Origin of the sequence: Pseudomonas sp. GM78 (assembly GCF_000282475.1) — a bacterium.
GTDB lineage: Bacteria > Pseudomonadota > Gammaproteobacteria > Pseudomonadales > Pseudomonadaceae > Aquipseudomonas.
On sequence record NZ_AKJF01000155.1, the window covers coordinates 1 to 24,995 of the forward strand.

General features: G+C 61.2%; 20 protein-coding genes, 1 pseudogene and 1 riboswitch. Of the genes and pseudogenes, 15 read left to right on the forward strand and 6 right to left on the reverse strand.

What is annotated here, in order from left to right; genetic code table 11:
* A pseudogene (locus tag PMI35_RS07510) lies at positions 1-524 on the forward strand (glycosyltransferase); the annotation flags it as partial.
* Between the two features lie 104 nt (positions 525-628).
* On the opposite strand, the gene PMI35_RS07505 reads toward PMI35_RS07510, so the two are convergent.
* Entirely contained in the window at positions 629-2,062 is a 1,434-nt protein-coding gene (locus tag PMI35_RS07505; protein ID WP_008063535.1) for a TolC family outer membrane protein, read from the reverse strand.
* Positions 2,063-2,267: 205 nt separating this feature from the next.
* Positions 2,268-2,373, forward strand: a riboswitch (TPP riboswitch).
* A gap of 163 nt (positions 2,374-2,536) precedes the next feature.
* Here PMI35_RS07505 and thiC point away from each other — a divergent pair.
* Together thiC and cytX are read left to right on the forward strand one after the other, a co-directional pair.
* Positions 2,537-4,426, forward strand: coding sequence for a phosphomethylpyrimidine synthase ThiC (thiC, locus tag PMI35_RS07500; RefSeq protein WP_008063536.1), 1,890 nt, complete (start codon positions 2,537-2,539; stop codon positions 4,424-4,426).
* A gap of 151 nt (positions 4,427-4,577) precedes the next feature.
* Entirely contained in the window at positions 4,578-5,870 is a 1,293-nt protein-coding gene (cytX, locus tag PMI35_RS07495; protein WP_008063537.1) for a putative hydroxymethylpyrimidine transporter CytX, read from the forward strand.
* Here the strand turns inward: cytX and PMI35_RS07490 are convergent.
* Positions 5,839-6,585 carry an RsiV family protein gene (locus tag PMI35_RS07490; RefSeq protein WP_008063538.1) on the reverse strand — a complete coding sequence of 249 codons (747 nt, stop codon included), beginning with the start codon at positions 6,583-6,585 and terminating at the stop codon, positions 5,839-5,841. The two genes, cytX and PMI35_RS07490, sit on opposite strands and share 32 nt — an antisense overlap.
* A gap of 222 nt (positions 6,586-6,807) precedes the next feature.
* On the opposite strand from PMI35_RS07490, the gene PMI35_RS07485 reads away from it, so the two are divergent.
* The 9 genes from PMI35_RS07485 (at position 6,808) to PMI35_RS07445 (ending at position 16,209) form a co-directional block, all read left to right on the forward strand.
* Positions 6,808-7,425, forward strand: coding sequence for an NUDIX domain-containing protein (locus PMI35_RS07485; protein WP_008063539.1), 618 nt, complete (start codon positions 6,808-6,810; stop codon positions 7,423-7,425).
* On the forward strand, positions 7,416-7,868 hold the full coding sequence (locus PMI35_RS07480; RefSeq protein ID WP_008063540.1) for a DUF1249 domain-containing protein: 453 nt from the start codon (positions 7,416-7,418) through the stop codon (positions 7,866-7,868). The genes PMI35_RS07485 and PMI35_RS07480 overlap by 10 nt, the downstream gene beginning before the upstream one ends.
* A 98-nt stretch (positions 7,869-7,966) precedes the next feature.
* Positions 7,967-8,782 (forward strand): 3',5'-cyclic-AMP phosphodiesterase, encoded by an 816-nt coding sequence (gene cpdA / locus PMI35_RS07475; RefSeq protein ID WP_008063542.1) that lies wholly within the window; start codon positions 7,967-7,969, stop codon positions 8,780-8,782.
* A gap of 191 nt (positions 8,783-8,973) precedes the next feature.
* Positions 8,974-9,582, forward strand: coding sequence for a YqiA/YcfP family alpha/beta fold hydrolase (locus PMI35_RS07470; RefSeq protein WP_008063543.1), 609 nt, complete (start codon positions 8,974-8,976; stop codon positions 9,580-9,582).
* A 44-nt stretch (positions 9,583-9,626) separates the two neighbouring features.
* Complete coding sequence (parE, locus tag PMI35_RS07465; RefSeq protein ID WP_008063544.1) at positions 9,627-11,534, forward strand: DNA topoisomerase IV subunit B; 1,908 nt, start codon at positions 9,627-9,629, stop codon at positions 11,532-11,534.
* Positions 11,534-12,523 (forward strand): esterase-like activity of phytase family protein, encoded by a 990-nt coding sequence (locus PMI35_RS07460; protein ID WP_008063552.1) that lies wholly within the window; start codon positions 11,534-11,536, stop codon positions 12,521-12,523. The genes parE and PMI35_RS07460 overlap by 1 nt, the downstream gene beginning before the upstream one ends.
* Entirely contained in the window at positions 12,520-13,044 is a 525-nt protein-coding gene (locus PMI35_RS07455; protein ID WP_008063554.1) for a retropepsin-like aspartic protease family protein, read from the forward strand. Before PMI35_RS07460 ends, PMI35_RS07455 begins: the two co-directional genes overlap by 4 nt.
* A gap of 7 nt (positions 13,045-13,051) precedes the next feature.
* Positions 13,052-15,319 carry a DNA topoisomerase IV subunit A gene (gene parC, locus PMI35_RS07450; RefSeq protein ID WP_008063558.1) on the forward strand — a complete coding sequence of 756 codons (2,268 nt, stop codon included), beginning with the start codon at positions 13,052-13,054 and terminating at the stop codon, positions 15,317-15,319.
* Between the two features lie 176 nt (positions 15,320-15,495).
* On the forward strand, positions 15,496-16,209 hold the full coding sequence (locus tag PMI35_RS07445) for a PqiC family protein (protein WP_008063559.1): 714 nt from the start codon (positions 15,496-15,498) through the stop codon (positions 16,207-16,209).
* Between the two features lie 247 nt (positions 16,210-16,456).
* Here PMI35_RS07445 and PMI35_RS07440 read toward each other — a convergent pair whose 3' ends face one another.
* Complete coding sequence (locus PMI35_RS07440) at positions 16,457-17,977, reverse strand: AhpA/YtjB family protein (protein WP_008063561.1); 1,521 nt, start codon at positions 17,975-17,977, stop codon at positions 16,457-16,459.
* Positions 17,978-18,112: 135 nt separating this feature from the next.
* Between PMI35_RS07440 and serB the strand changes: the two genes are divergently transcribed.
* The gene (gene serB, locus PMI35_RS07435; RefSeq protein WP_008063564.1) at positions 18,113-19,327 is read left to right on the forward strand and encodes a phosphoserine phosphatase SerB; all 1,215 of its coding nucleotides are present in this window, start codon (positions 18,113-18,115) and stop codon (positions 19,325-19,327) included.
* A 122-nt stretch (positions 19,328-19,449) separates the two neighbouring features.
* On the opposite strand, the gene asd is transcribed toward serB, so the two are convergent.
* The 3 genes from asd to PMI35_RS07420 are packed head-to-tail and all read right to left on the reverse strand — an operon-like array spanning position 19,450 to position 22,725.
* A complete protein-coding gene (gene asd, locus PMI35_RS07430; RefSeq protein ID WP_008063566.1) occupies positions 19,450-20,310 on the reverse strand; it encodes an archaetidylserine decarboxylase in 861 nt (286 codons plus the stop codon).
* A gap of 18 nt (positions 20,311-20,328) precedes the next feature.
* The gene (locus PMI35_RS07425) at positions 20,329-21,144 is read right to left on the reverse strand and encodes a rhodanese-like domain-containing protein (protein WP_008063571.1); all 816 of its coding nucleotides are present in this window, start codon (positions 21,142-21,144) and stop codon (positions 20,329-20,331) included.
* Positions 21,145-21,186: 42 nt separating this feature from the next.
* Positions 21,187-22,725, reverse strand: coding sequence for an HDOD domain-containing protein (locus PMI35_RS07420; protein WP_008063573.1), 1,539 nt, complete (start codon positions 22,723-22,725; stop codon positions 21,187-21,189).
* A gap of 166 nt (positions 22,726-22,891) precedes the next feature.
* On the opposite strand from PMI35_RS07420, the gene motA reads away from it, so the two are divergent.
* Together motA and motB are read left to right on the forward strand one after the other, a co-directional pair.
* Positions 22,892-23,743 (forward strand): flagellar motor stator protein MotA, encoded by an 852-nt coding sequence (motA, locus tag PMI35_RS07415; RefSeq protein ID WP_008063575.1) that lies wholly within the window; start codon positions 22,892-22,894, stop codon positions 23,741-23,743.
* Between the two features lie 3 nt (positions 23,744-23,746).
* Complete coding sequence (gene motB / locus PMI35_RS07410; protein ID WP_008063577.1) at positions 23,747-24,775, forward strand: flagellar motor protein MotB; 1,029 nt, start codon at positions 23,747-23,749, stop codon at positions 24,773-24,775.
* Positions 24,776-24,995 lie beyond the last annotated feature (220 nt).

Below are 24,995 nucleotides of genomic sequence, written 5' to 3' on the forward strand. Positions count from 1 at the left end.
TGGCGGCCCACCGTCAGTTGCTGGCGAGCCATCCCGATGCCTTGCTGATCCTGGTGCCGCGCCATCCCGAGCGGTTCAATCCGGTGTTCGAATTGTGTCGCCAGCAGGGTTTTGCCACGGTGCGGCGCTCCAGTGCAGAGGCGGTCACCGCCGCCACATCGGTGCTGTTGGGCGACACCATGGGCGAACTGTTGTTTCTTTATGCCCTGGCCGACAGTGCATTCGTCGGCGGTAGCCTGGTGCCCAATGGCGGGCATAACCTGCTTGAGCCGGCGGCCTTGGCCAAGCCGGTGCTCAGTGGCCCGCACCTGTTCAACTTCCTTGAGATCGCCGCGCAGTTGCGCAGTGCCGGGGCGTTGCAGGAGGTTGAGGATGCGCAAGGGCTGGCGGTGGCGGTGCAGCGCCTGTTCGAATTGCCGCGCGATGCGCAGCGCATGGCCGAGGCGGGCTTGAAGGTAATGCGCACCAATCAGGGGGCGTTGCAGCGGTTGCTCGATGGGCTAGGTCGGCTGATCGATCGGTAGACCGAATCATGCAGCGCACACAAACCCTGTAGGAGCAAAGCTTGCTCGCGATAGCGATCTCAAGGACGCCATCGCGAGCAAGCTTTGCTCCTACAGAGGTTTTCTCAGGGCCGGGCTTTGAGTTGTTCAGCCGCAGCCTTCGCCAGGTCCGGCGGCAGGAAGTCCTTGTCCGGGTTGTAGTTGGGATTAAGCCAACGTGCCAGGTCCTGCAGATCTCCCGGGTTCAGCGTACCGGCCTGCTGCTTCAAGCGCAGGTTGTCGAGGATGTAGTCGTAACGGGTGTTGTTGTAGTCGCGTACCGAGGTGTAGAGCGAGCGCTGCGCATCCAGCACGTCGACGATGTTGCGCGTACCCACCTGGTAACCGATTTCGGTCGCTTCCACCGCGCTCTGGTTGGAGATGATCGATTGCTTGCGCGCCTGGACCTGCTCGACGTCAGTATTCACCGCGCGGTGAAGGTCGCGGGTGTTTTCCACGATAGAGCGACGCAGGGATTCACGTTGCTGCTCGGTCTGGTCCAGTTGTGCATAGGATTGGCGCACCTGGGAGTTGATCAGCCCGCCGCTGTAGATCGGGATGTTCAGTTGCAGGCCGATCGAGGATTGCTCGACGTCGCCCTTGTACGGCTGGCCGAATGCGCTCGGGTTGCTGAAACCCAGTGCATCGTTGTCGCCTTTTCTGTATTGCGCCACCGCATCGACGGTCGGTGCATGGCCGGCCTTGCGCTGCTTGAGGGTTTGCTCGGCGGCGCTGACAGCGTAGTTGCTGGCTAGCAGATTGAGGTTCTGCCTGGCCGCCGTTTCGACCCAGGCCTTGGCATCGTTAGGAGCTGGCGGCAGGATCGGCAAGTTATGGGAAATGCCCCAGATCGCGTTGTACTGTCGGTTGGTCAGGGTGACCAGGGCTTCGAACGCATCATCCACCTGGCGCTGCGCAACAATGCGGTTGGCACGTGCGGTGTCGTAGCTGGCCTGTGAGTTCAAGACGTCGGTCTTGTCCGAAAGGCCGACATCGAAGCGCTCGTTGGACTGGTCGAGCTGACGCTTGAACGCGGCTTCCTCGGCCTTGGTCGAGGCCAGGTTGTCCTGGCTGCGCAGCACGTTGAAGTAACTGTCGGCGGTTTGCAGGATCAGGTTTTGCTGGGTCGCCGAGAGTTGCAGGGCGGCCTGTTCGTTGACGTCCTTGGCGGCCTGGAACTGGAACCAGCGATCGGCGCGAAACAGTGGCTGCGCCAAGGTCGCCTGGTACGAATGGGCATTGCGGTTGGCCGTGGCCGCCGGCTGATCGATCGAGGTGCGCACGCTGCTGACATCGGCGCCGCCCGAAAGATTGGGTAGCAATCCGGCGCGGGCCTGGGGTACGACTTCTTTCTGGGCGCCATATTGGGCGATGGCCGCCGCGAGGTCGGCGTTGTTGTCGACCGCCTCCTGATAGACGCTGACCAGATCGTTCTTGGTCGATAAGGGCGCTTCTGCTGCCCAGGCCATTCCAATGGACGCACAAGACACGGCAACGGCCAGTGAGAGTTTGCGCAGCATAGGCGATCCCTAGTAAAAATATTACACAAGTAATTTGAGCGCCAAGGCTAAGGCGCTGCCTGTGCAACGTCAATGCGCAGCTTGGCGTAGCGAGTGTAGTTGTGCATTCGAGCGGCAACAATCCTGGCGATCGCGCTAATTGCGCCATTCATCATGGTGTTTGCAGCGGTGTTGGCGTTCTTTGCCAGTTGTGTCTAGACTGGCCGGGTTCTTGTCGGGGTGCCTTGCTATGAGGCTGAGATCGAATAATTTCGGATCCCGTTGAACCTGATCAGGTTAGCGCCTGCGTAGGGAACAAGATTTCTCGTCACCCGGCGAGTCCTCTTGTGCTTCGTCCGGGATGTTGTTCGACAATCGAACACCCCTCGAGCACTGAGCACAGCACAGCTGGTTTTCCAGCGCCCGTGCGTCCATTCGTTTACAGGTTCGCTCCGACAAAAATCCACTGCCTGGATGCTGTCTGGAGAGCCCGTGATGACTACAAAAGCAAAAATCGCCACCAACCTGAGTGACTCGGCCAAGGTCGATCAACAATCGGTGCAGCCGTTTACCCGCTCGCAAAAAATCTATGTCCAGGGCACTCGCCCGGACATCCTCGTGCCGATGCGTGAAATCAGCCTGGACGTGACGCCGACCGACTTCGGCGGCGAAGTCAATGCACCGGTGGTGGTGTACGACACCTCGGGTCCTTATACCGACCCCAACGTGATCATCGATGTGCGCAAAGGCCTGGCCGACGTGCGCTCGCCGTGGATCGAATCCCGCGGTGACACCGAACGCCTGAGCGGACTGAGCTCCAACTTCGGCCAGGAACGCCTTGCCGACCCGGAACTGACCAAGCTGCGTTTCGCCCACGTCAACAACCCGCGCCGCGCCAAGCCGGGCGCCAACGTCAGCCAGATGCACTACGCGCGCAAAGGCATCATCACCGCCGAGATGGAATACGTCGCCATCCGCGAAAACATGAAGCTGGAAGTGGCCCGCGCCGCCGGCCTGCTGGATCAGCAACACGCCGGTCACAGCTTTGGTGCCAGCGTGCCGAAAATCATCACTCCAGAGTTTGTCCGGGACGAAATCGCCCGTGGCCGCGCGATCATTCCAGCCAACATCAACCACACCGAACTGGAACCGATGATCATCGGCCGTAACTTCCTGGTGAAGATCAACGGCAACATCGGCAACAGCGCCCTGGGTTCGTCCATCGAAGAAGAAGTGGCGAAACTGACCTGGGGCATTCGCTGGGGTTCGGACACGGTCATGGACCTGTCCACCGGCAAGCACATCCACGAAACCCGCGAGTGGATCATCCGCAACTCGCCGGTACCGATCGGCACCGTGCCGATCTACCAGGCCCTGGAAAAAGTCGGCGGCGTGGCCGAAGACCTGACCTGGGAGCTGTTCCGCGACACGCTGATCGAGCAGGCCGAGCAGGGCGTCGACTACTTCACCATCCACGCCGGCGTGTTGCTGCGCTACGTGCCGATGACCGCCAAACGCGTCACCGGCATCGTTTCCCGTGGCGGTTCGATCATGGCCAAGTGGTGCCTGGCGCACCACAAAGAGAACTTCCTCTACACCCATTTCGAAGACATCTGCGAAATCATGAAGGCCTACGACGTCAGCTTCTCGCTGGGCGATGGCTTGCGTCCTGGTTCGATTGCCGACGCCAACGACGAAGCGCAGTTCGGCGAGCTGGAAACCCTCGGCGAGCTGACCAAGATCGCCTGGAAGCACGACGTGCAGTGCATGATCGAAGGCCCGGGCCATGTGCCGATGCAGTTGATCAAAGAGAACATGGACAAGCAGCTCGAATGCTGCGACGAGGCGCCGTTCTACACCCTCGGCCCGCTGACCACCGACATTGCGCCGGGCTACGACCACATTACCTCGGGCATCGGTGCGGCGATGATCGGCTGGTTCGGTTGCGCCATGCTCTGCTACGTGACGCCGAAGGAACACCTGGGCCTGCCAAACAAGGATGACGTGAAGACCGGGATCATCACCTACAAGATCGCTGCTCACGCCGCCGATCTGGCCAAAGGGCACCCGGGCGCGCAGATCCGCGACAATGCCTTGAGCAAGGCGCGTTTCGAATTCCGCTGGGAAGACCAGTTCAACCTGGGCCTTGATCCGGACACCGCTCGTTCCTATCACGATGAGACGTTGCCGAAGGATTCGGCCAAGGTCGCGCACTTCTGCTCCATGTGCGGGCCGAAATTCTGCTCGATGAAAATCACCCAGGAAGTCCGTGAGTACGCGGCCAACCAACGGATCGAAGCGGTGGACGTGGACGTCGCCCAAGGCATGGCCGAACAGGCCGAGCGCTTCAAGCAGGAAGGCAGCCAGCTGTACCAGAAAGTTTGATTTGACCTGAAAGGGTGGGGCCTGCACAGGCCCCATCGCCAGCAGGCTGGCTCCCACATTGGATCTGTGTCTTTCACATGTCCCCTGTGGGAGCCAGCCTGCTGGCGATTGCGATCCACACAACAACAAATGTCCCTCTGAGATAACACCCTTGAGCATTCAACCAAGTACCTATTCACCCGACATCGCGGTGCCGATCGACAAACGAGTCTTTGGCGGTCGCGACCTGTTCTCCCTGTGGTTCTCCCTCGGCATCGGCCTGATGGTGCTGCAGACCGGTGCTCTGCTCGCGCCCGGCCTCGGCCTGTCCGGCTCGTTGTTGGCGATTTTCCTCGGCACCCTGGTCGGCGTTCTGCTGCTGGCAGCCGTCGGCGTGATCGGCAGCGACACCGGCCTGTCGTCGATGGCCGCACTCAAGCTCAGCCTCGGCAAACGTGGCGCGAGCCTGCCGGCCATACTGAACCTGCTGCAACTGATCGGTTGGGGCTCATTCGAGATCATCGTCATGCGCGATGCCGCCAGCCTGTTGGGCGCCAAGGCCTTCAGCGATGGCAGCGCACTGTCCAACCCGATGCTGTGGACGCTGTTCTTCGGCGCTCTGGCGACCCTGTTGGCCGTCAGCGGTCCGTTGACCTTCGTGCGCCAGATCCTGCGCAAATGGGGCATCTGGCTGCTGCTGGCCGCATGCTTCTGGCTGACCTGGAACCTGTTCGCCAAGGCTGACCTGGCCGCCTTGTGGGCCCAGGCCGGCGACGGTTCGATGCCGTTTGCCGTGGGTTTTGACATTGCCATCGCCATGCCGCTGTCGTGGCTGCCGCTGATCGCCGACTACTCGCGTTTCGGCAAGCGGGCGAAAAACGTTTTCGGTGGTACTGCAATCGGCTTCTTTATCGGCAATTTCTGGCTGATGAGCCTGGGCGTGGCCTACACCCTGGCGTTCGCGCCGAGCGGTGAAGTCAATGCCTTGCTGTTGGCGTTGGCCGGTGCCGGTCTGGGGATTCCGCTGCTTTTGATTCTTCTGGACGAGTCGGAAAATGCCTTCGCCGACATTCACTCGGCAGCGGTTTCCAGCGGGATTCTGTTGCGCCTGAAAGTCGAACACCTGGCCTTGGCCATCGGCGTGGTCTGCACCCTGATCGCCTTGCTGGCGCCCCTGGCCCAGTACCAGAACTTCCTGCTGTTGATCGGTTCGGTGTTCGCGCCGCTGTTCGGCGTGGTGCTGGTGGACCACTTCATCCTGCGCAAGCGCAGTGGCCAGGTCGCCTCAGCTGCCCTGCGTTGGCCGGCGCTGCTCGCCTGGTTGGGCGGGGTCAGCACCTATCACCTGCTGGCCAATCTGTATCCGGATATCGGCGCAACCCTGCCGGCGCTGATCCTCGCAGGGCTGCTGCAGCTGGTGCTGGGCCGGGCCTTCAGTTACGGCCGGGAAACAGCTCGGGCTTGATGATGCCGTTCAGGCGGGGGTAGGGGATCTTCAGTTCGACATGGCCCAGCGCGTAAGGCGCGATGCTGCTGGTTTCGTACTTGAGGATCACCCCGCCATAGGTCAGCGCCACGTTCTGGGTTTTCTGGAACGGCCAGCTCTTGACGAACTCCGGTTCCTGATCGAGCTTGGTGCTGATCAACCAGCTGTTGTGCGCCACCTGCGCCGCTTTCCAGAACGCCTCTTCCTGTCCTGGCACCAGCATGTCGGACAGCGTCAGCACTTTTTGCTGTTGGCGCGAATAGTTGATGAAACCTCGACCCGGCGTGCCATGGGCGCCGCCGGTGTCCAGGTAACTCGACAACTCGATGATCACCAGTCCGTCATGCTGCTCACGTACCTTGGCTTGCAGATAGCTGCTGTTGCGCGGGCCGGCGGTGCGCAAAAACTGTTCGCGATAGGCCGCCAACGTCGGCGCCACCGGGGCGTCGGGCGAGGTGCGGGTCATTTGCAGCAGGCGTTTTTCGATGATGCCGTCAAGCGCAGGCTCGGCGGGGAAGTGCAGGGTGTCGATGTTCACCAGCGGGCAATCCTGGTCGCTGCAACCTGGCTTGAGCTGCTCGGTGGCGTCGCGGGTGGTTTCCAGCGGCGCGCGATAGTTGGGCTGGAACAGGCTCTGGCAAGCGCCCAGGGTCAGGGCGAGAGCGGCCACGGAGGCAATTTTAAAAAGTGACATGGGTGTCCTTCATAAAACAGGGAAAGGCAAAAAGTTACCCGCTTCGACTATCAACGGAGCAGTCAGTTCGCCACTAAGCTAATTAGAGTGGGTTTCGCCCTCACCGTCTATCTCGCTGAAGGTAAAGGGGCTGCATCAAACCTCACGGGCGCGTTAGGATGGCGCGAAGTCGAGGTTCCAGGAAGAACGAACCTCGTATCGGTTTGAAGTAAGAGGATAGTCATGACTGATTTTGCCAAAGCCATTCCGACCGCCGTGGATATCGTTCGGCGCGAAAAGTGCTTCGAGGGTTTCTACAAGCTCGATCGCGTGCACTTGCGCCACGAATTGTTCGCCGGCGGCATGAGCCGCGAAATCAGCCGTGAACTGTTCGTGCGCCACGATGCGGTGTGCGTGCTGCCCTACGACCCGCAGCGCGATGAAGTGGTGCTGATCGAGCAGTTTCGCGTCGGCGCCGTGGGCAAGACCGGCAATCCATGGTTGATCGAACTGGTCGCTGGTCTGATCGACAAGGACGAGCAACCGGAAGAAGTTGCTCACCGCGAAGCGCAGGAGGAAGCTGGGCTTGTGATCGGGGCGCTGTGGCCGATGACCCAATATTTTCCATCGCCGGGCGGCAGCAACGAATTCGTGCATTTGTACCTTGGACGTTGCGATAGTAGTGGGGCAGGCGGCCTGCATGGGCTGGAGGAAGAGGCTGAAGATATCCGCGTCACGGTGTGGGCTTTCGAAGATGCCCTGCAAGCCGTACGCGACGGACGTATTGCCAACGCGGCCAGCATCATTGCCTTGCAATGGCTGGCACTGAATCGCGTTGAAGTGAGGGGGCTATGGTCGTAAACAAACTGCGCGATCGCTATCGGGTGGACCTCGTGGGGCTGCAGGCGTCCTGTGAGGCGAACTACGCGCGCCTGATGCGACTGTTGCCGGACATGCGCAGCGAGCCGGCAGCGCGGCGCATCGCCGTGACCCACGGCGACCAGATGCTGGGCGTGTTGGCGCTGGAGGTGCTGCAGGTCTGTCCCTACACCACCACCCTGCAGGTGCGCCAGGAACACAGCCTGCCGTGGCTGCCGGTGCCGCAACTGGAAGTGCAGGTCTATCACGACGCGTGCATGGCCGAAGTGGTCAGCGCCGAGCATGCGCGACGCTTTCGCGGCATCTATCCTTACCCGAACGCCTCGATGCACCAGCCCGACGAAAAGGCCCAGCTGAACATGTTCCTGGGCGAGTGGCTGAGCCATTGCCTGGCGCTGGGGCATGAGTACGAAGTCGTCCGTTAGTTGTGAACTGCGTCAGGTTCACAGGTTTCCCCTTTCGATCGTCTCCCAGCATAATTACGCCTATCACCCGATCCGTGTTCACGCCCTGGGAGAACACCTTGCCGAGCGTATCCACACTGACCAGCGCCGATCCGGCATTGCTGGTGCAACTCTCCGACAGTCATCTGTTTGCCGAGGCGGACAGGACGCTGCTGGGCATGAATACCCGCGACAGCCTGCAAAAAGTCATTGAATTGGTGCGTGTGCAGCAGCCGCGGATCGATCTGCTCCTGGCGACTGGCGATCTGTCCCAGGACGGCACGCTTGAGTCCTACCAGCAGTTTCGTGAGTTGACCCGGCAGCTCGACGCGCCGGCCCGCTGGATTCCCGGCAACCACGACGAACCGCAAATCATGGCCGAGGCCGCGGTGCAAAGTGCTTTGCTGGACTCGGTGGTGGATATCGGCAACTGGCGGGTCACACTGCTCGATTCGGCTGTGCCTGGCTCGGTGCCAGGGTATTTGCAGGACGAACAGTTGCAACTGCTGGCTCGTTCATTGAGCGAGGCGCCAGAGCGGCATCATCTGGTGTGCCTGCACCATCACCCGGTGTCGATTGGCTGTGCGTGGATGGAGCCAATCGGGCTGCGTAATCCCGAAGCGTTTTTTGAGGTCCTGGATCGTTTTCCACAGGTACGCGCCGTTCTGTGGGGGCATGTGCACCAGAAAATCGATCAATTGCGTAACAACGTGCGTCTGATCGCCTCGCCATCGACCTGCATTCAGTTCGAACCGGGCAGCGAGGATTTCAAGGTTGGGGAGCAGGCGCCGGGGTATCGCTGGCTGCGGTTGTTGCCGGATGGGCGGCTTGAAACCGGTGTGGAGCGTGTGACCGGGTTCGACTTCCAGGTCGATTACGGCTCCGACGGCTACTGACATATTTGTCGTTTCCATATACCGAGGCGCGGCCATCGCGAGCAGGCTCCACAGGGGATTAGTGGTCGACGCAGGCCCAATGTGGGAGCGAGCCTGCTCGCGATGGCGTCCGCACAGGCACCGCCGATTTCTATATCTATCCCAGATTCCCTGTAAACTCCGCCTCTTTACCCGACGCCCAGGGAGTTCAAATGTCCGGCTCGATCCTTTATATCCACGGCTTCAACAGCGCGCCTGCGTCGAAAAAGGCCACTCAGTTGAGCGAAGTGATGGAGCGCCTGGGCTTGAGCGATCATCTGCTGGTGCCGGCCCTGCATCACCATCCCCGCGAGGCCATCGCTCAACTGGAGCAGGCGATTGAAGCGCTCGGACGGCCGCTGCTGGTGGGAAGCTCGCTCGGCGGCTACTATGCGACTCACTTGGCCGAGCGCCATGGCTTGAAAGCCCTGTTGATCAACCCTGCCGTCAGCCCGCACCGGATGTTCGACGGGTTCCTGGGGACACAGAAAAACCTGTATACCGAACAGACCTGGGAAATGACCCTCGACCACGTGACGGCCCTCGCCGAGCTGGAAGTGCCGGCACCCCAGGATCCGCAGCGCTATCAGGTATGGTTGCAGACCGGTGACGAAACGCTGGACTATCGCCATGCCCAGCAGTATTACCGGGCCTGTGCCTTGCGCATCCAGGCGGGTGGCGACCATGGTTACCAGGGTTTTGCCGAGCAGCTACCGGCGATGCTGAGTTTTGCCGGCATTGGCGCAGATTTGTATCAGGCGATTGATTTCACCGCGCTGTGAAACCTTGCCCCCTATTTTCAATGAAAGACTGACGACGAGACCCCATGGCCACTCCCAGCGCTAGCTCTTATAACGCCGACGCCATCGAAGTCCTCTCGGGCCTCGACCCGGTGCGCAAACGCCCCGGCATGTACACCGACACCAGTCGGCCGAACCACCTTGCCCAGGAAGTCATCGACAACAGCGTCGACGAAGCCTTGGCCGGGCATGCCAAATCGGTGCAGGTCATCCTCCACGCCGATCACTCGCTGGAAGTCAGCGATGACGGCCGTGGCATGCCAGTGGACATTCACCCCGAAGAAGGCGTTTCGGGCGTCGAACTGATCCTCACCAAGCTTCATGCGGGCGGCAAGTTTTCCAACAAGAACTACCAGTTCTCCGGCGGTCTGCACGGGGTGGGTATTTCGGTTGTCAACGCCTTGTCGACCGAAGTCCGGGTGCGTGTAAAACGTGACGGCAACGAATACCAGATGACCTTCGCCGACGGTTACAAGAAAACCGAGCTGGAAATCGTCGGTACGGTCGGCAAGCGCAACACCGGGACCAGCGTGTTCTTCGCCCCGGATCCGAAATATTTCGATTCGCCGAAGTTCTCCATCAGCCGCCTCAAGCACGTGCTCAAGGCCAAGGCCGTACTGTGCCCTGGGCTGCTGGTCAGTTTTGAAGACAAGGCCACCGGCGAGAAAGTCGAATGGCATTACGAAGATGGCCTGCGTTCCTATCTGGTCGATGCCGTCAGCGAATTCGAGCGTCTGCCGGACGAGCCGTTCTGCGGCGCTTTTGCCGGTAACAAGGAAGCGGTCGACTGGGCGCTGCTGTGGCTGCCGGAAGGTGGCGACGCGGTGCAGGAAAGCTACGTCAACCTGATCCCGACGGCCCAGGGTGGCACCCACGTCAACGGCCTGCGCCAGGGCCTGCTCGACGCCATGCGCGAGTTCTGCGAATTTCGCAGCCTGCTGCCGCGTGGGGTGAAGCTGGCGCCGGAAGACGTCTGGGAGCGCATCGCTTTCGTGCTGTCGATGAAGATGCAGGAGCCGCAATTCTCCGGCCAGACCAAAGAGCGTCTGTCGTCCCGAGAGGCGGCGGCGTTTGTTTCCGGTGTGGTCAAAGATGCATTCAGTCTGTGGCTTAACGCCAACCCGGAAACCGGCCTGGCGCTGGCGGAACTGGCTATCAACAACGCCGGCCGTCGCCTGAAGGCCAGCAAGAAGGTCGAGCGCAAACGCATCACCCAGGGGCCGGCGTTGCCGGGCAAGCTCGCCGATTGCGCCGGGCAGGACCCGATGCGTTCCGAGCTATTCCTGGTGGAAGGTGATTCCGCCGGCGGTTCGGCCAAGCAGGCGCGGGACAAAGAGTTCCAGGCGATCCTGCCGTTGCGCGGCAAGATCCTCAACACCTGGGAAGTCGACGGCAGCGAAGTGCTGGCGAGCCAGGAAGTGCACAACATCGCCGTGGCCATCGGCGTCGATCCGGGCGCCGCGGACATGAGCCAGCTGCGCTACGGCAAGATCTGCATCCTCGCCGACGCCGACTCCGACGGCCTGCACATCGCAACCCTGCTTTGCGCGTTGTTCGTCCAGCATTTCCGCCCGTTGGTGGATGCCGGTCACGTCTACGTCGCCATGCCACCGCTGTACCGCATCGACCTGGGCAAAGAGATCTACTACGCCCTGGATGAGGCCGAGCGCGACGGCATTCTCGATCGCCTGGTGGCCGAGAAGAAGCGCGGCAAGCCGCAGGTCACCCGATTCAAAGGCCTGGGCGAGATGAACCCGCCGCAGTTGCGCGAAACTACCATGGATCCGAACACCCGGCGCCTGGTGCAGTTGACCCTGGGTGAGGATTTCGCCGCGACGTCGGAAATGATGGATATGCTGCTGGCGAAAAAACGCGCCGGTGACCGCAAGAACTGGCTGGAGTCCAAGGGCAACCTGGCGGAGGTGCTGGGCTGATGCGGCTGGGCTTTGCCCTGGCGTGTGCGTTGCTGCTGACCTCGATGACGGTGTCTGCCAAGCCGACACCGCAGCTGCGCCTGTTGTCCGAACATGCCGTGGACGGCATGCGCGGTGGCAACCTGTCCGGGCTGGCCCAGTGCGGCAATGAGCTGTGGACGGTCTCCGACCGCGACGACGATCAGATTTACCGCCTCGAGACGGGTGACGGTGTCTGGCGCGCGGAAGCGGTGGGCATCGGCGTTCCTCCCGTGCCCGACAGCGGCTTGCCCTGGGGTTTGCGTTCGCGGGCCTGGGTGTCTTCGTTCGTGCGCGGCGGTGACCTGGATTTCGAAGGGATTTCCTGCGACAGCGCCGGAAATCGCTACGTGGTCAGCGAATCCCATGCGGGGGTGTTGCAAATTCCGCCAACGGGGCCGGCCTCCTGGCTGAAAATTTCGCCGCTCATGGTGCGCGAAGCGCGGGCCAGTGGCATGTTGCTGCGCTTCAATGCATTGTTCGAAGGCCTGGCGATCAATCCGCAAGGTGACCAATTGTGGTTGGCTGCCGAGCGCGAGAGTCGCGGGTTGCTGTTGGTCAAGCGCAAGCAGACTGTGTGGGATTGCGATGGCGGTTGCGTGCTGCTGAGCGAAGGGGGAAAGGAAATGCAACCTGCACAATTTCCCCGCGCCCGGGCGATGCCCCGGGATTTTGCCGACCTGTCATGGTTCAACGGCAAGCTGTTTACCCTTGAGCGCAACGCGTTCGAGATTTGTCGTCGTGATGCGGTGACGGCCAAGGTCGAACGCTGTTGGTCGTTTGCCGATGAGGCGCTGCAGGAAAACCGTCGTTATCCCCAGGAATTTGCACTCACCGAAGCATTGATCGTGGACGCCGAGGGTGCCTGGATCGGGGTCGACAACAACACCGGTGCCCGTGCCGATGGCGAGGTGCGTCCGATCGTCTGGCGTTTTGCTGCACCTGAAGGTGGCTGGAGTGCCAAGCCATGAGCCAGCAAACGCCGGGCAAGCGCGCCGGTCGGGTCTTGATGGTCCTGGCCTGGTGCGCCGCGTTGTTCCTGGCGACGCGGTTTTTCGGTCAGTGGGAAGAGCGCCAGCAAAACCCGAATGTGGTCGTGAGCTCGGAGCGCGGCGATGGTTATGTCGAAGTGAAACTGGTCAGTAACGGCCAGGGACATTTCGTTGCCAGCGGCCATATCAATGGCCAGCCGGTGAATTTCATGCTCGATACCGGGGCGACCGATGTGGCGATCCCGGCGCAATTGGCCGAAAGGCTGAAACTGGAACAAGGCTTCGGGGTGACCCTGAGCACCGCCAATGGTCGTACCGAGGGTTATCGAACCCGCGTCGACCGCCTGCAACTGGGCGACATTGTGCTGCGTGATGTGCGCGCCCTCGTCGTGCCAGGACTGGATGGCGACCAAGTGCTGCTCGGCATGAGCGCACTGAACAAACTTGAATTTACCCAGCGCGGTGGCACCATGCTGCTGCGCCAGACAACGAACCGATGAGGCCCGCATGAGCGACTCCCTTGATCTCAGCCTGGACGGTGTAGAACGCCGATCACTGGCTGACTTCACCGAAAATGCCTACCTCAACTACTCCATGTACGTGATCATGGACCGTGCCTTGCCGCATATCGGCGACGGCCTGAAACCGGTACAGCGGCGTATCGTCTACGCCATGAGCGAGCTGGGGCTGGACGCCGATTCCAAGCACAAGAAATCGGCGCGTACCGTCGGTGACGTGCTCGGCAAGTTCCACCCCCATGGCGACTCGGCCTGCTACGAGGCCATGGTGCTGATGGCCCAGCCGTTCAGCTACCGCTACACGCTGGTCGACGGCCAGGGTAACTGGGGTGCGCCGGACGATCCCAAGTCCTTCGCCGCCATGCGTTACACCGAAGCACGGCTGTCGCGTTATTCCGAAGTGCTGCTCAGCGAATTGGGCCAGGGCACAGCGGATTGGGGCCCGAACTTCGACGGCACACTCGACGAGCCGCTGGTGTTGCCGGCACGTTTGCCGAATATTCTGCTGAACGGCACCACCGGTATCGCCGTCGGCATGGCCACCGATGTGCCGCCGCACAACCTGCGCGAAGTCGCCAGTGCCTGCGTGCGTTTGCTCGATGAGCCCAAGGCTACGGTCGAACAGCTCTGCGAGCACATCCAAGGCCCGGATTATCCGACCGAAGCTGAAATCATCACGCCGCGCGCCGACCTGCTGAAAATCTACGAAACAGGTCGTGGTTCGGTGCGTATGCGCGCCGTGTATAACATCGAAGACGGCGACATCATCGTCACCGCGCTGCCGCATCAGGTTTCGGGTGCCAAGGTGCTGGAGCAGATCGCGGCGATGATGCAGGCCAAACCGTCGAAAGCCCCGCAAATCGCCGACTTGCGCGACGAGTCGGACCATGAGAACCCGTGCCGAATCGTGATTATTCCGGTCGCCCGGAAAAACTTCGACCACGATGCCTTGATGCAGCACCTGTTCGCCAGCACCGAGCTGGAGTCGAGCTACCGGGTCAACATCAACATCATCGGGCTGGACGGCAAGCCGCAACTGAAAAACCTGCGGGCGCTGCTGGTCGAGTGGCTGGAGTTCCGGGTCCGGACCGTGCGTCGTCGCCTGCAATTCCGCCTGGACAAGGTCGAGCGTCGCCTGCACCTGTTGGACGGCTTGTTGATCGCCTACCTCAACCTGGATGAAGTGATTCACATCATCCGCACCGAGGAGCAACCCAAGGCCGCGCTGATCGAGCGTTTCGCCCTGAGCGAAATCCAGGCCGACTACATTCTCGACACGCGTCTGCGTCAATTGGCGCGCCTGGAAGAGATGAAGCTGCGTTCCGAGCAGGATGAACTGCTCAAGGAACAAGCCAAGCTGCAAGCGCTGCTGAGCAGCGAAGCCAAGTTGAAAAAACTGGTGCGCAGCGAGCTGATCAAGGACGCCGAGACCTATGGCGACGACCGTCGCTCGCCAATCGTCGAGCGTGCTGAAGCGAAAGCGCTGACTGAGCACGATTTGCTGCCGAATGAAAAAGTCACCGTCGTGCTCTCGGAAAAAGGCTGGGTTCGCTCCGCCAAGGGCCATGACATCGACGCAACCGGGCTTTCGTACAAGGCTGGGGATGGTTTCAAGGCCCTGGCGGCAGGGCGTTCCAACCAGTTTGCGGTGTTTATCGACTCCACCGGTCGCAGCTACTCGGTCGCCGCACACACCTTGCCTTCGGCCCGTGGCCAGGGCGAACCGCTGACCGGCCGTCTGACGCCGCCGCCAGGGGCGAGTTTCGAATGCGTGCTGATGCCCGAAGACGATGCGCTGTACGTCATCGCCTCGGACGCCGGTTACGGTTTCGTGGTCAAGGGTGAAGACCTGCAGGCCAAGAACAAGGCGGGCAAGGCCCTGCTGAGCCTGCCGAACAACGCCAAGGTGATCCTGCCGCGTCCGGTAGCCGATCGTGAGCATAACTGGCTGGCGTCGGTGACCACCGAAGGTCGCCTGCTGATCTTCAAGATCAGCGATCTGCCACAATTAGGTAAGGGCAAAGGCAACAAGATCATCGGGATTTCCGGTGAGCGCGTGGCCAGTCGCGAAGAGTATGTTACGGACATCGCCGTTGTGCCGGATGGCGCCACCTTGGTGCTGCAGGCCGGAAAACGTACCTTGTCACTGAAAGCAGACGACCTCGAGCACTACAAAGGTGAGCGTGGGCGTCGTGGTAACAAACTGCCACGTGGCTTCCAGAGGGTGGATGCGCTGCTCGTCGAAAACCTCAATTAAGCGTCCTAGAGCGCCTGATCTGCGATTTAACGCGTAGATCGGTGCTTTGGCGCTGGAGTCGGAACGCATATTCACGGATGATATGGCCTTTCAAGCGCCGGCGTGGCCGAGCGTTCTTCATATTTATTGAGTATTTTCACTGTGATTAGCCTTGTGGCAATCACCTGGATGGGACGATGACTGCTCTGCGCCTTCCTTTTATTCTGATGCTCGCCGGCGTTCTTGGCCTGGCGGGTTGCAGCGTTCACCAGCCGGTGTCGCTGTATCAACTGGACAGCGGAAGTCCGGTTCAGCCTGCGCAAAGCGCGGGCATGGCGGTTTTGTTGGGCCCGGTAACCGTGGCGGACTACCTGCAGCGCGAAACCCTGCTGCAGCGTCAGCCTGACGGCAGCCTGCAAGCCTCGGCCGATGGCCGTTGGGCTGGCAGCCTGTCGTCCGACATCGATCAGCTGTTGCTGCGTCAGGTGGCTGGTCACCTCGACAGCCAGCGCGTAGTGCTGGCGCCTGCGACAACGGGGTTCACTCCGGATGTACAGGTGCTGTTGACCATCACGCGTCTGGATTCGGGGGCCTCGCAACCGGCGATCCTCGATGCGCAATGGCGTTTGATCGACCGTCGTGGCCAGGTGCGCGATAACCGCATCATCCACCTGCAGGAACAGCACGCCGGCAGCACCGCGGCTCAGGTTCAGGCACAGGGTGCGTTGTTGCAGAAACTCGCTGAACAGCTGTCGGTGGCGCTCAAGCCGCTGGCCAACCAGCCACCGATTGCCGAAGCCCCGAAAAAGCCGGCATCCAAGCCTGTGGCGCCTGCGGCGGAACAGGAAAAACAGCCGAAGATCCCGATGGCTGCACCGATCCGTACGGATATGGAAGTGTTTCGCTTCTAAGTCTGAATGGATTCAAAACAAGGCCCGCGATGATGCGGGCCTTGTTGTTTCTGCAGGTTGGAGATTTCCAGTGCTGCTGATGGCCTCATCGCTGGCAAGCCAGCTCCCACAGGTTATCTGTTGAGCGCTGATTTTGTGTACGACATCAATCACTGTGGGAGCTGGCTTGCCAGCGATAGCGCCAGGACGGGCAACAAAAAAGCCCGCAGACGATCACTCGCCTGCGGGCTTCTTCATAACAGGGCTTTTAGGCCCGGCGTTCGTGCATCCGCGCCAGTTGTCGCTCCAGCATCGACGGATAAGGCTCCATCAACCGCTCCACGCAGCAGGCGCCCTCAGGGCTGGCAATCGGGCGTATCCGTGCGCGTTGGCGGATCAGGGTATCGTCACTGATCTTGCGCTCTACCAGCAGCAGGTTGCGGCTGTGTTGCGACAGGGCCAGGGCATCCTGTGCGGCGTCGGTGAGCAACAGGTCGATCTGGCTCAGGCCGAACAGCTCGTCGCCCAGGGTCAGGCCAAGCTGCAATTGCAAGGTGATGCCGCTGTCGGCGACTTCGATCTGCAGTTGATGGCCCAGCGCCCGCAGCAGCTCGCCGCAGCAGATGGCGTTGGTCAGGTAATCGTCGCCGCTGTCTTCGTTGTGGAACAGCATCAGGGTGCTGCCATCGTTCAGGGTGTGCAGTTCGCTCTGGTAGAGCGAGGCCGCCTGGTCAAGGCAGTCGCGGTAGCGTTTAGTCAGCTCTTCCAAGCGTGTCCGCGGCAGGCGTCGCAGTTGCTCCTGTGAGCCCAGCTGTACCGCCAGAACGGCGCTGTGCTGCGGTACGTTGGAAGCCACAGGCTTGACCAATGGTTTCACCGTGCTGGCTGGCACATCATCGAGCAAATCGGCGAACGCCTCATCGTCATCATCTTCAACGGTGCTGACCACACGCCGTGGCGCAGCTTTCATCGCGGCCATCGGGCGGCTTTCATCGAAACTCGGATCGCGCAGGTTACGCACTTCGAAACCCGGTTCGGCATCGTCGTCATCGATGTCGTCCAGTTCGGGGTCCGGCACGGGTTCCGGTTCGGCCGGTTCCGGCGCGAAGTCGGCATGCAGCTGGCGCGCCAGGTCGCCGATCTCGTCATTACGCTCGGTGGCCGGGGTGTATTCGTCGATGTTGCGCAGCCACAACCGCAATTGCAGCAGTGGCGTGGAGAGGTATCGACCCATGCGCAGGCTCAAGGCCAGGGACAGGGCCAGCAGGATCGCGCTCAAGATCCCCATGCTTTGCAAGCTGATGGTCATCGGCTGTTGGAACTGATCCATGTCCAGGCTGATGCGCAGCTGACCGGCGGTCACGTCCTGGAAAGTGATCTTGCTCTGATAGATGCCTTCGGCTTCGCCCAGCAGGCCGTGCTTGGGACGCTGGCCGGCCTCGGCAAGGATGCGGTTATCCATGCTGTAGATGGCGGCGTGGGCCACCAGCTTGTTCTTGGTCAGGTTATTGAGCAGCACGTTGAGGCTGAGGATGTCGTTGGACACCAACAGCTCGGTGGCGGAGGAGGCCGTCTGCATGGTCAGGCTTTCACCCAGCGCATCGGCTTGCTCGTGCATGGCCTGCTTGAACTGCAAACCCATCACGCAGGCGTAGATCACCAGGGCCAGGGCGACCAGGATCACGTTATGGCTGGCAATGCGCAATGCTATCGGTACACGGCGGTGGCGCAGTGCACGGAAGATCAGCAGGAAGAAGTTATCGGTTTTTACTGGCGTGGGCCGGTTCACTTGAGCTCGGCTCTTTTGTCCGTGAAGTTGACGCGCAGTATAGCGACAGGCCCTAGACCGTCAAAGCGCTCACGGTGCCCGATGGTCACTGAATGTGGGTAGAATGCGGTTTTTTTCCACCTGCGGGGGTGCGCCTTGCGCGAAATCGTCCTGATAAACATCACGGGAGTCGACCGTCCGGGTCTGACTGCGGCCATTACCGGCGTTCTGGCCCAGGGTGGTGTGAACATTCTCGACATTGGTCAGGCGGTGATCCACGACACCCTGTCGTTCGGCATCCTGGTTGAAATTCCTGATACCGAACAAGGCAAGTCGGTGCTCAAGGACATCCTGTTCAAGGGCTATGAGCTCGATCAACAGGTGCGGTTCACGCCGGTGTCCGAAGAGGATTACCAGCAGTGGGTCGGCAACCAGGGCAAAAAACGCCACATCGTGACCCTGCTGACTCGCAAGGTCACCGCCGGGCAATTGCAGGCCGTGAGCTCGATCACCGCTAAATATGGCTTGAATATCGACCACATCGATCGCCTGTCCGGGCGCATGCCGCTGGATACCCCGGCCGATAAAGGCAAGGGCTGCATCGAGTTCTCCGTACGTGGCGAGGCGGCTGATCCGCAGGCACTGCGGGCCGAATTCCTCAGCGTCGCGCAGGAACTGAACGTCGACATCGCCTTTCAGGAAGATTCGCTGTTCCGTCGTAACCGCCGCCTGGCGGTGTTCGACATGGACTCGACCCTGATCGAAGCCGAAGTCATCGATGAGCTGGCCAAGGCGGCAGGCGTGGGTGACAGGGTGTCGGAAATCACCGAGCGGGCGATGGCCGGTGAACTGGACTTCCGCGCCAGCTTCAAGGAACGCCTGGCGTTGCTCAAAGGCCTGGATGTGGGTGTGCTGGACTCGATCGGGGCCTCGCTGCGCCTGACCGAGGGCGCTGAAACCCTGTTCGCCGAACTCAAGCGCCTGGGCTACAAGACCGCGATTCTGTCGGGCGGCTTCACCTACTTCGCCAAGCAGTTGCAGGCCAAGCTGGGCATCGACTACGTGTTCGCCAACGAACTGGAAGTGGTCGACGGCAAGGTGACCGGCGTGGCGATCGAGCCGATTGTCGATGCACAGCGCAAGGCTGATTTGCTCAAGGAACTGGCACACAAGGAAGGCTTGCGTCTGGAGCAGACCATTGCAGTCGGCGACGGTGCCAATGACTTGCCGATGCTGGCGATTGCCGGGTTGGGCGTGGCATTCCGCGCCAAGCCGCTGGTCAAGCAGTCGGCCAAGCAGGCGATTTCGACGCTGGGGCTGGATGGCGTGTTGTACCTGCTGGGCTTCCGCGACCGCGACGGCCAGCTGTAAAGCGCCGCAAATCAATGTGGGAGCTGGCTTGCCAGCGATGACGGGCTAATGTTCAACATCAATGTTGACTGTTAGACCGCTATCGCGGGCAAGCCCGCTCCCACAGGGATACAGGTTGGCCTTCAGGCTTTCGGTGAGCCCATACCCTGACCCATCCGCACCGGCGAACCCGCCACCAGTTCTTCAGCCCACTTCACCTGATCCGGCCCGAACAGCACGACAGCGGTCGAACCCAGTTTGAAACGCCCCAGTTCCGCACCTTTTTCCAGATGGATCGGCGCGCGCGCGGCTTCATCGTAGCGGAAGGTTTTCAGCTCGCGTTTGGGCGGCGTCACCAGCCCGGCCCACACGGTTTCGATCGATGCCACGATCATCGCGCCCACCAGCACCACGGCCATCGGCCCGCGCTCAGTGTCGAAAATGCACGCCACGCGCTCGTTGCGGGCAAACAATTCCGGAACGTTTTCAGCAGTGGTCTGGTTGACCGAGAACAGGCGGCCCGGGATGTAGACCATCTCGCGCAGGGTGCCGGCCAGTGGCATGTGCACGCGGTGGTAGTCCTTCGGCGACAGATAGATGGTCGCGAAATCACCGCCCATGAACGGCGCGGCATTCGCCGCATCGCCCCCCAACAGTTCCAGCACGCTGAAACTGTGGCCCTTGGCCTGGAAGACACGACCGTGCTCGATCGGGCCGAGCTGGCTGACGGCGCCGTCCGCCGGGCTGAGGATTGCGCCAGGCGTTTCGTCCAGCGTGCGCGCGCCGTCTTTCAAGGCGCGGGTGAAGAACGCGTTGAAGTGCTCGTAGGCGGTCAGGTCTTCGACCAGTGCCTCGGACATGTTCACTTGGTAGCGCTTGGCGAACCACGCGGTGAACGCATTTTTGAACCAGCGCACGCGGCATTCGGCAATGCAGCCGGCCAGGCGCGAGAGCAGGTTGTGGGGCAGCAGGTATTGGCTGACGATAAACAGACGCTTGTTCATTAACTGTCCTTAAAAACCTTAAATCTCTACGGGCGTATCGGGATGGTTACCCCATTCGCCCCAGGAGCCGGCGTAGCCCTTGACCCGCGGATAACCGAGAGCCTTGGCCACCAGATAGGTGAAGCCAGATCGATGGTGAGTCTGGCAGTGGGTAATCACTTCTTTGTCAGGCGTAATGCCGAGCTGTTCGAGGATCTGCGGCATGTCGGTACTGATGCGCAGGTTACGCGCCTTGTCCATGCCCGCGGTCCATTCGAAATTCACCGCGCCAGGGATGTGGCCGCCCTTGGCCGCCAGGACTTTCTCGCCGGAATACTCCAGCGGCCCGCGTGCGTCCCAGATCGCCAGGTCGGCAGCGCCGAGACGGCTTTGCAGGTATTCGCGGGTGGCGGTGGGTTCGTCGTGCAGGGTCAGCGCAACCGGGCCGCCGGCGGATGGCGGGATCTGGATCGACATGGGCATGCCCTCTGCCAGCCAGGCCGTCAGACCACCGTCGACGTAGTGATACTTGCTGTGCCCAATGACGTCCAGCAGCCAGATGAAGCGCCCGGCCCAACCGCCGCCTTCGTCGTCATAGACGACATAGACGGCATCGGGGTTGTGCCCCAGCTCTCCAAACAAGGTTTCGAGTGCTGCCTGCGGCGGCATCAGTCCCGGGGCGGGCGCCTGCCCCAGCTGCGTGCGTTTAGGATCGACAAAGCGCGCGCCGGGAATGTGCCCTTCGGCGTAGCGGGCGGGGCTGGTCAAGTCCACCAGGATCAGTTCGCGGGCCTCGAGACGAGGGAGCAAGTCGCTCGGCTCGATCACCAGCGGCAAGCCAGAGAAGTCAGACATGTGAGGTCTCCAGAGCACAAAAGGGGGGATTGTAGCGCAGCCTTATTGGCCGCGCTGGCTAAAGCTGTGCAGCGCTTTTTCGATGCATTGTGCGGTTTTGCCGAAGGCTTGCACGGTGATGTCCGAGAACGGCCCGCCACCCTGGTCTGCCACGACGATCATGATCACCCGCCCATTGTTGAGCAGCGAACGCAGCAACAAGTGTTCGCCGCTGAACTGGCTGCGCAGGTTGTTGGGCAGCAACGCGGAAAATTGCGCGTTGTTCAGGGGCGTCAGGCGTACCTGGGCCTGTTGCGAGAGCAGGCGTTGCAGCACGGCGCTTTGACTGACGACAAAGTTCAGGCCGGCCACTTCGTCAGGCAAGCCGGCGGTCTGGTGCACGCGCAGCTGTGAGTGGGTGCGGTCGGCCATCAGGATCATCACCCTGCGCATGCCACAGGCAACCAGTGCGTCGCGGGCAGAGGTGGTCAGGTGGATGGCATTGGTGAAGCGACTCGGCTCGACCAACAACTCGGCGCATTGCTTGCGCCACTTCGCCAGGTCTTCGGCGGTGGGGGCCGGGGCTGGCAGCAAACCGGCATGCACAGGGTTCGTGCCCCATGGCCAGATCAGCGCCACAGCGGGATGCCAGAGGTCGGGCATGGCGTGGTTACGCGCACTGTTGGCGGCTTGCTGGTGCAGTTGTTGTTGCACCTGGTCCATCGGTATTTGCAGGTAGAGGCTGGTCAGGTACTGCCAGCGCTCACTGTGCGGACTGTCCCAGGCCTGGTGCGCCGAGAGCGCCAGGCCGTTGGCCAGCAGCACCGTGTTGGCCGGTTGATTGAGCCAGCGGCGCAGGGTCGGGTCATCGTCCAGTTGGTTCTGCTGGCGTAGTGGATGCTCGCTGTCACGGGCAATGCGCAGGACTTTGACCAGCTCCCGTTGCTCGGTGAGCAGCAGTCGATACCCCTGTTGCACCCAGATCGGAAGGTGCCACAGGTTTACCAGGGCCAGGCCGATTTCCAGCAGGCGAGCGCCGAACAGTTGCTTTTCGACGTTACGCGCCGATTCGCCTTTATGGATGACCCGCAGCTCCCAGTCTTCGAGCAGGTGCGGATGGGTCAGGGCCAGCGGCCACAGCGGCGACAGGAACAGCAGGCTGCCCCAGTGGATGTCCTGCCACAGGCGGGCCAGGCGGCTGGCAAAAAAACCGTTGGCCTGTTGGCTGGCGTGCTGGCTGATCAACTGCAACTGTCGCAAGGCTTTCGGGATCTCGCCCTGGGGCACGGCGGGCAGTCGCGCGAGCAGCTCCTCGGTGCGTTTCAAGCCGAGGCGATTGATGGCAACTTCAAGATTTTCCGCCGGCTCGGTCATGCCACCATGGTTGTACCGGTTGGCCTCGCGAATAACGCTCAAGGCCAGGGCCGGACTGTCCTGCATCAAGTCGGCGATCTTGCGCACAGAGCTGCGGCAGTCGCGCATGGCCCGGCAGACACGGTCATGACTGGCCTGTGGAACCGGCAGGCGCACGCCGTCGAGAAGCTTGGTCCAGCCTTCGAGCGTGGTCGGTGTTGGCGTCGGGGCGTTTGTTTGTCTAGCCATGTCTGGAGGCGATCATCGTCAACAATACCTGTGCCCCGAGGGGGTCAAATTAGCTTTTCGCCTGAACTGGCTATAGTCTGGCGCAGTTTTGCCGATAAGTAGAAGAAGAGATTTTTTAACTTCCGAATATGACCTTGAACCCGACTCAGTAAGTGCTCTCCTACCTATGGCTAAAATTATCGGCATCATCGTCGTATTCGCGAGCGTGCTCGGCGGATACGTGCTCTCCCATGGCAAGATTGCCGCCCTGATCCAGCCTTTCGAGGTCATGATCATCGGTGGTGCGGCCCTCGGTGCATTCCTCCAGGCCAACCCCGGCTACATGACCATGCACGTGCTCAAGAAGTCCCTGAGCATGTTCGGTTCGCGTTTCAGCCATGCTTTCTATCTTGAAGTGCTGGGCCTGATCTACGAGATTCTCAACAAGAGCCGCCGCGAAGGCATGATGGCCATCGAAGCGGACATCGAAGATGCCGCGGCGAGCCCGATCTTCGCCAAGTACCCGACGGTCCTCAAGGATGAGCGCATGACCGCGTTCATCTGTGACTACCTGCGCATCATGTCCTCCGGAAACATGGCACCCCATGAGCTGGAAGGCCTGTTCGACATGGAGCTCTACAGCCTCAAGGAAGACCTGGAGCACCCGTCCCACGCGGTGAACGGTATCGCCGACGCCATGCCCGGTTTCGGTATCGTCGCGGCGGTCCTGGGTATCGTGGTCACCATGGCTTCGCTGGGTGAGGGCGACCAGAAGTCCATCGGCCTGCACGTCGGTGCGGCACTGGTGGGTACCTTCTTCGGTATTCTCGCGGCCTACGGCTTCTTCGGCCCGCTGGCGCATTCCCTGGCCCACGATGCCAAGGAAGAACTGAACGTCTACGAAGCCATCAAGGCCTCGCTGGTGGCGTCCGCTTCCGGCATGCCGCCATCGCTGGCCGTGGAGTTCGGGCGCAAGGTCCTGTACCCGGCGCACCGTCCTAGCTTCGCCGAGCTGGAACAAGCGGTTCGCGGTCGATAAGCCATGGAGAACAACCAGCCGATAATCATCAAGCGCGTCAAGCGCATCGCCGGCGGGCATCACGGGGGCGCCTGGAAAATCGCCTTCGCCGACTTCGCCACGGCGATGATGGCGTTCTTCCTGGTGTTGTGGCTGCTGTCCACCGCCACCCCGGAACAGAAGATCGCCATCGCCGGCTACTTCAAGGACCCGATCGGCTTTTCCGAAAGTGGCACGCCGTACATCATCGATCTGGGCGGCACGCCGACCATGGCGCCGGATAACACCCTCAACCCCGAAATGAAGACCCAGCCGCAGCCGGACAAGGTGACGGTCGACGTCGAACAGGTCGAAGGCATGGCCGAGATGGTGGAGAAGGAGCGCCTGGAACTGCTGCTGCAAGAGCTGCAGAACAAGGTCGAAGAGAACCCGCAACTGCAGAAATTCAAAGACCAGATCCTGTTCGAGATCACTCCGGACGGTTTGCGTATCCAGATCGTGGACGCCGAGAACCGGCCGATGTTCGACTCAGGCTCGGCGCGCCTGAAACCCTATTTTGAAGACATCCTGCTGGCCATGGCCGACACCATCAAGGCCGTGCCGAACAAGATCAGCATCAGCGGCCATACCGATGCCAAGCCTTACAGCGGCACTGGCGAATTCGGTAACTGGGAGCTTTCGGCCAACCGTGCCAACGCCGCGCGCCGTGCGTTGGTGGCGGGCAGCTATCCCGAATCGCAGGTGGCGCGCGTGGTCGGTTATGCCTCGTCGGCCCTGTTCGATCGCGAGCATCCGTTCAACCCGGTCAACCGCCGTATCGACATCGTGGTGCTGACCAAGAAGGCCCAGCGTGCCATCGAAGGTTCGCAAGGCGCGGAACCTGCTCCGGATGCACCGCATGGTTCGGCCGCTCCGGGAACCGCACCGGCTGCACCGGTCGACCCGAACGCGTTGCCGGCGGACAAGGAGCCGCTGCCGGCCCATGAGCTGCGTGAGCGGTTGAACCTGTTTGATGATCCAGCGCCGAAACCGGGTGAATCGCCGAAGCAGTGATCTACGAAAAAGCCGACAGTGATGTCGGCTTTTTCTGTGGCTTTCACTGGTTTGGAGGCCGCTTTTTGTAGGGGCCGGCTTGTCGGGTCGCCGCATCGCAGCGAAGGCGGTCTCCGACCTATTATTGTCGGAGTACATATCCATTGCTGCGGTAACGGCTTCTTATGGTTTCGCCCTTACGGCGAGTCACTTGGAAAAGCCTGTAGGAGCGAGCATGCTC

What these genes read in the sequence shown, in the direction of transcription:
- PMI35_RS07425 (WP_008063571.1), bottom strand. Translation starts at nt 21,144, where the DNA reads ATGTCTGACTTCTCTGGCTTGCCGCTGGTGATCGAGCCGAGCGACTTG.
- PMI35_RS07480 (WP_008063540.1), top strand. Translation starts at nt 7,416, where the DNA reads ATGGTCGTAAACAAACTGCGCGATCGCTATCGGGTGGACCTCGTGGGG.
- PMI35_RS07470 (WP_008063543.1), top strand. Translation starts at nt 8,974, where the DNA reads ATGTCCGGCTCGATCCTTTATATCCACGGCTTCAACAGCGCGCCTGCG.
- PMI35_RS07420 (WP_008063573.1), bottom strand. Translation starts at nt 22,725, where the DNA reads ATGGCTAGACAAACAAACGCCCCGACGCCAACACCGACCACGCTCGAA.
- thiC (WP_008063536.1), top strand. Translation starts at nt 2,537, where the DNA reads ATGACTACAAAAGCAAAAATCGCCACCAACCTGAGTGACTCGGCCAAG.
- PMI35_RS07460 (WP_008063552.1), top strand. Translation starts at nt 11,534, where the DNA reads ATGCGGCTGGGCTTTGCCCTGGCGTGTGCGTTGCTGCTGACCTCGATG.
- PMI35_RS07485 (WP_008063539.1), top strand. Translation starts at nt 6,808, where the DNA reads ATGACTGATTTTGCCAAAGCCATTCCGACCGCCGTGGATATCGTTCGG.
- PMI35_RS07490 (WP_008063538.1), bottom strand. Translation starts at nt 6,585, where the DNA reads ATGTCACTTTTTAAAATTGCCTCCGTGGCCGCTCTCGCCCTGACCCTG.
- PMI35_RS07455 (WP_008063554.1), top strand. Translation starts at nt 12,520, where the DNA reads ATGAGCCAGCAAACGCCGGGCAAGCGCGCCGGTCGGGTCTTGATGGTC.
- parE (WP_008063544.1), top strand. Translation starts at nt 9,627, where the DNA reads ATGGCCACTCCCAGCGCTAGCTCTTATAACGCCGACGCCATCGAAGTC.
- motA (WP_008063575.1), top strand. Translation starts at nt 22,892, where the DNA reads ATGGCTAAAATTATCGGCATCATCGTCGTATTCGCGAGCGTGCTCGGC.
- motB (WP_008063577.1), top strand. Translation starts at nt 23,747, where the DNA reads ATGGAGAACAACCAGCCGATAATCATCAAGCGCGTCAAGCGCATCGCC.
- PMI35_RS07505 (WP_008063535.1), bottom strand. Translation starts at nt 2,062, where the DNA reads ATGCTGCGCAAACTCTCACTGGCCGTTGCCGTGTCTTGTGCGTCCATT.
- parC (WP_008063558.1), top strand. Translation starts at nt 13,052, where the DNA reads ATGAGCGACTCCCTTGATCTCAGCCTGGACGGTGTAGAACGCCGATCA.
- PMI35_RS07445 (WP_008063559.1), top strand. Translation starts at nt 15,496, where the DNA reads ATGACTGCTCTGCGCCTTCCTTTTATTCTGATGCTCGCCGGCGTTCTT.
- asd (WP_008063566.1), bottom strand. Translation starts at nt 20,310, where the DNA reads ATGAACAAGCGTCTGTTTATCGTCAGCCAATACCTGCTGCCCCACAAC.